Genomic DNA, 4,870 nt, shown 5'->3' with positions numbered 1-4,870 from the left:
GGGGCCTTCCAGATCCTCCAGCTCGTTTTCAGCATCCCGGATCTCCTTGCGAGCATCCGCTAACTGCTGGTCCGATTCTGCTTTTCCTTCTTCGTAATCAATTTTTGCTTGTTCCAGCTGAGCTTCTCCATCTTCTAGCTGGGCTCTGGCGTCTGCCAGTTCCTGCTCTCCGTTGGCCTTTTCCTCGGCAAGGGTGGCTTTGCTCTCTTCAAGCTCTGCCCAGCCTGCGTCCAGTTCCTCACGGGCTGCGTCCAACTGGGCTTTTGCCTCATCTAACTGAGCCTTTGCCTCATCCAGCTGCGCTTGGGCCTCTTCCAGTTCCCGATAACCCTCTTCAATGCCCTGCTCTAATTGGGCCAGACCGTCCTTCGCCACCTGAAGGTTGGCCTCCTGCTCATCCAAAACTGTGGAAACCTGGCCTGTCAGCCCCTCAAGCTGTGCCTTGAGGGTAGCTTTCTCCGCGCTGCCCGCCGCCGAAGTAATATATTGGGTCAGGATGCCGGATATGCTCACCCCTTCTGGCAAGGAGCCGTCAGGCAGCATGGAGGAAAGCTGCTCTGCATTTTCAATGATTCCGCTCACCTCTGGAGGGAACTGGGTAGGATCAGAAATGCTGGCATTTTCAAAAGAAGAAGTGATTCCACCGATGCCCTGTACCAGTCCTCTGCCGCCACTAATCTGCGCTTCGCCGTCGGCAATCTGCCCCCGCAAGTCCTCCGCCTGGCTTTCATACTGCTGCAACAGAGCCAGAGCACTTTCTTTTTCCTGCTCGAACTGCTGCAGCCCTTCCTCGTATTCCTTCAGGCCTTCCTCATACTGGGCAAGGCCTTCTTCATACTCCTTCTCACCGTCTTCCAAGGTTTTCTCGCCGTCGGCAATCTGTTGCTCGGCATCGGCAATCTTTTCATCAAATTCCCGCTGTCCGTCTTCTAGCTCCTTCCAGCCGTCGCTAATTTCCTGTTCGGCATCGGCAATCTGCTGACGGGCATCGCTAAGTTGTTCTTCCTGTTCCTTTTCACCGTCGCTCAGCTCCTGTTTTGCCTCTTCAATTTTCGCCGCCGCCTCATCATAGATTTCGTTGTACCGTTCTTGAGAACGGCGTTCTGCCAAATCTTCAAAAGCCTCTGTCGCCGACGTTACCGTCTCCTCATATTCAGTAGAAAAGGGGGAAAGCCCCTCTGTGGCGGCTAATGTCAAGTAGACATCGGTGTAAACCTCCACACAAAAGTCTCCTTCTGGAATCATGATGAATGCATCAATGACGCCGTCGCCAATCGTTGTGTTGCCCCGTTCTAAATGGATATACTGTGGGGAACGCACAATGCCAACAATCGTAAATGTTGTGGTATCCAGTGTTTCGGACAGATCCTCTCCACTGTCTGGTTCCAGAGTAATAGTACTGCCTATAGCATATTGCCCTGAATCATTAAGATTCTCGTCAATAACGCATTCCCCCGATTTCTCCGGGAGACGCCCCTCAATGAGTTGAGGCCGATTCATATAATCCTCATCATCTGACGCGGGCTGAGGCGTCTGAATTGATACAGCATGGACAATCATTTCAGAATTTTCTCCGGATGCAACAAAGGCATCAGTGGAATAAGCTGGCATGACGCCCCCTATGCCGGACATCTGAGAAATTGCCGAAAGATCGTCTTCATTAAACCCAAATGTCGACACCAGGTGAAGATCCATTAAATTATTGTCTGCAAAATATTGCTCAGCCGTCAACTTCATGTCCGGACAGCTGGCCTTAATACCCGAGAAAAAGCCGCATCCGATGGCAACGATCCCCAAAATCGAGAGAAAACGATTGCGGGACTTCCAGATTTCTCGGAACATCTCTTTGAACAACGCACTGTATTTCATCACTTACCACTCGATTTCTTCCACTGGTTTCGGATTTTCGTTGATTCTCATCTCCCGCACCTTGCCGTTTTTTAACCGGATCACTCGGTCCGCCATCGGGGTGATGGCCAAGTTGTGGGTGATCACAATCACCGTCATCCCCGTCTCATGACAGGTATCTTGTAACAGTTTTAGGATGGCTTTGCCCGTTTCTGAATCCAAAGCGCCGGTAGGCTCGTCACAAAGCAGTAGCTTGGGGCGTTTTGCTAAGGCTCTCGCAATGGCAACCCTCTGCTGTTCGCCGCCAGAAAGCTGCGCCGGGAAATTTCCCAAACGTTCTCCTAGCCCCACCTGGCGCAGCACCTCGTCCGCATCCATCGGATCTTTACAGATTTGTGCCGCCAGCTCCACATTTTCCCGGGCAGTCAAATTCTGTACCAGATTATAGAACTGGAAGACAAATCCAATATCCCACCGGCGGTATTCAATAAGCTGGCGCGGCTTATACTGCGCAATGTCCTGGCCGTCCACCATGACGATCCCCTCGTCGCAGCGGTCCATGCCGCCAAGGATGTTAAGCACCGTCGTCTTCCCAGCTCCGCTGGAGCCGACAATGACAGCAAATTCTCCCTTTTCAATGTCAAATGAAATATCATCGGTCGCTGTAATGGTCACTTCACCCATTCGATAGCGTTTGTACACATGCTCCAGATGGACAAATCCCATCATCCTCATTCCTTTCCCTGTACGCCGATGCTGAGACCCATTCCGCTCAGGATCACCGCCATGAACTCATTGATTCCCTGATAAAGGAGAGAGTCGTTGTCATGGCACTCCCTGAAAATGCAAAGCAAACCTTCAATAATAGCAGACGCCAGCGCCCTTGCCAATAAAGTATGACGGTGCGCCGGGGCTAATCGAGGCAAAAACTCTCCAGTAAGTCTCTTTTCCACAGCGTCAACAATATGCCCCTTAATATTTTCGTGTTTTGACCCTGCGCTGGCATCGGTAAGAATTAAAAATCCCTTGCGGCTTTTGATAAAAATATCCGCAACTGCGTCCGTAATCTGCTGAACACTGTTTTGATTGATATCCGCGCCTTTGTAGACTTCTTCCAGAAATCTAGCCAGTTCAGTTACCGTTGGTGCCGTCACCTGATCAAATAAATCGTCTTTCCCCTCGAAATAAGCGTAGATGTTTCCCGGTGTGATACCAGACTTCTCCGCGATTTTTCTCATGGAAGCCTGCCGGTAACCCACTGCCGCAAACTCATCCGCCGCAGCTTTCAAAATGTTCTGTCTAATTTCTTCTTTTGGTCGCTGCATAATTAAACACCCGTTCATTATTCCTTTTTTCTTTATTATAGTTCTGTTCTCTTTTCTATTCAATAGTAAACGCGTGTTTAAGATTAAAGTTTCCATTTCGTTCACAGCCTCTTCTTATTTTGGCCTAAGTTCACATACATCAAAATATGGTATAATACCGAAGAAGGAGGATCATTCATGGGATATCTCTTGTATTATTTATTGCTCATCAATGCGATTGCTTTTTTCGTCTGCGCCTTTGATAAACGGGCCGCTCGGAAACACCGATGGCGGATACCGGAAAAAACATTATTTCTTCTGGCAATATTAGGAGGAAGCGTGGGGCTCTACCTTTCTATGCTCCTATTCCATCATAAAACCAAGCACTGGTACTTCATGGTTGGTGTTCCAGTCATATTTGCGGCGGAAGCTATAGGGATCTGGCTCCTATATCACTTTCTCTTTTAAATATACAATTGGAACTGAGTATACAAAAGGAGTTTCTCTCTATGCTTCAAATCAAACGCATTTGCAAACAATATAAGACTGGAAATTTGGTGCAACAGGCTCTGGACCATGTCAGTCTGAATCTAAGAGATAATGAGTTCGTGGCTATCCTTGGGCCCAGTGGTTCCGGAAAAACCACACTGCTCAATATTATCGGAGGGCTTGACCGCTATGACAGCGGCGACTTGATTATTAACGGAATCTCCACGAAAAAATATAAAGATAGGGATTGGGACTCATACCGAAATCACACCATTGGTTTTGTCTTTCAAAGCTATAACCTTATCCCACATCAGACAGTACTGGCCAATGTAGAGCTGGCCCTCACAATTTCCGGCGTTTCCAAAGCGGAGCGCAGAAAGCGTGCCATCCGAGCGCTAGAGCAGGTGGGCTTGGGGGAACAGATCCACAAAAGGCCCAACCAGATGTCCGGCGGTCAGATGCAGCGCGTGGCTATTGCACGAGCGCTGGTCAATGACCCGGATATTCTTTTAGCCGACGAGCCAACAGGCGCACTGGACAGTGAAACCAGTGTGCAGGTCATGGAATTGCTCAAAGAGGTGGCAAAAGACCGGCTGGTCGTCATGGTAACCCATAATCCGGAGTTGGCGGAGCTCTATGCGACCAGAATCGTCAAGCTAAAGGATGGAACGATCCGTTCAGACTCCGACCCCTATGAGGTTGAAAAGGCACAAACTAAGCCTATCTATAAAAACATGGGAAAATCATCCATGTCTTTATTGACCGCCCTTTCCCTCAGTTTTAACAATCTGCGGACAAAAAAGGCCCGAACCATTTTGACCTCCTTTGCCGGTTCTATCGGTATCATTGGAATTGCTTTGATCTTGTCCATTTCCAACGGTGTTAACAGCTATATTCAAACATTGGAGGAAGAGACGCTTTCGGAGTATCCACTACAAATTCAAAAGACGACAATGAATTTTTCCGCGATGATGTCCAGTGTCTTGGCAAATCAGTCGGACGATAACACGGGAGATGTCAAAATTTCACAAACCCTCAGCAGTATGTTTTCAGGGGTAGAGCCTAATGATCTTACCTCCCTCAAACAGTATTTGGACAGTGGTAGCAGCGGTGTCGAACCTTATGCTAAGGCGGTCGAGTACTCTTATGATGTAGCACCGCAAATTTACAGCCGGCATGGCGACAACATCCGGCAGGTGAATCCTGATCATTCCTTTTCCGCATTGGGC

5 protein-coding genes are annotated in these 4,870 nt (G+C 48.8%); 2 read left to right on the top strand and 3 right to left on the bottom strand.

The genetic code is table 11. The annotated features are described in order from the left end of the window. The 3 genes from ACZ25G_RS01820 to ACZ25G_RS01810 form a co-directional block, all read right to left on the bottom strand. Window positions 1-1,869, bottom strand: a 1,869-nt coding sequence (locus ACZ25G_RS01820; RefSeq protein WP_463681341.1) for an ABC transporter permease, incomplete at its 3' end; no start/stop codon positions are given. Window positions 1,870-1,872: 3 nt separating this feature from the next. Continuing rightward, on the bottom strand, window positions 1,873-2,577 hold the full coding sequence (locus ACZ25G_RS01815; RefSeq protein WP_191482666.1) for an ABC transporter ATP-binding protein: 705 nt from the start codon (window positions 2,575-2,577) through the stop codon (window positions 1,873-1,875). Between the two features lie 2 nt (window positions 2,578-2,579). After that, a complete protein-coding gene (locus ACZ25G_RS01810; RefSeq protein ID WP_463681340.1) occupies window positions 2,580-3,269 on the bottom strand; it encodes a TetR/AcrR family transcriptional regulator in 690 nt (229 codons plus the stop codon). A gap of 81 nt (window positions 3,270-3,350) precedes the next feature. Here ACZ25G_RS01810 and ACZ25G_RS01805 point away from each other — a divergent pair, with 81 nt between their 5' ends. Both ACZ25G_RS01805 and ACZ25G_RS01800 read left to right on the top strand, forming a co-directional pair. Further along, window positions 3,351-3,620 (top strand): DUF1294 domain-containing protein, encoded by a 270-nt coding sequence (locus ACZ25G_RS01805; RefSeq protein WP_463681339.1) that lies wholly within the window; start codon window positions 3,351-3,353, stop codon window positions 3,618-3,620. Window positions 3,621-3,661: 41 nt separating this feature from the next. After that, window positions 3,662-4,870 (top strand): ABC transporter ATP-binding protein (locus ACZ25G_RS01800; RefSeq protein ID WP_463681338.1); only part of this gene is annotated, 1,209 nt, incomplete at its 3' end.

This window comes from Zongyangia sp. (genome assembly GCF_965361945.1).
The sequence above is the reverse complement of the archived record's forward strand: the minus strand, read 5'-3'. Positions and strand labels throughout refer to the sequence as shown.

Coding starts and splice junctions, on each gene's coding strand:
- ACZ25G_RS01815 (WP_191482666.1), bottom strand. CDS start 2,577: ATGATGGGATTTGTCCATCTGGAGCATGTGTACAAACGCTATCGAATG.
- ACZ25G_RS01810 (WP_463681340.1), bottom strand. CDS start 3,269: ATGGAAACTTTAATCTTAAACACGCGTTTACTATTGAATAGAAAAGAG.
- ACZ25G_RS01805 (WP_463681339.1), top strand. CDS start 3,351: ATGGGATATCTCTTGTATTATTTATTGCTCATCAATGCGATTGCTTTT.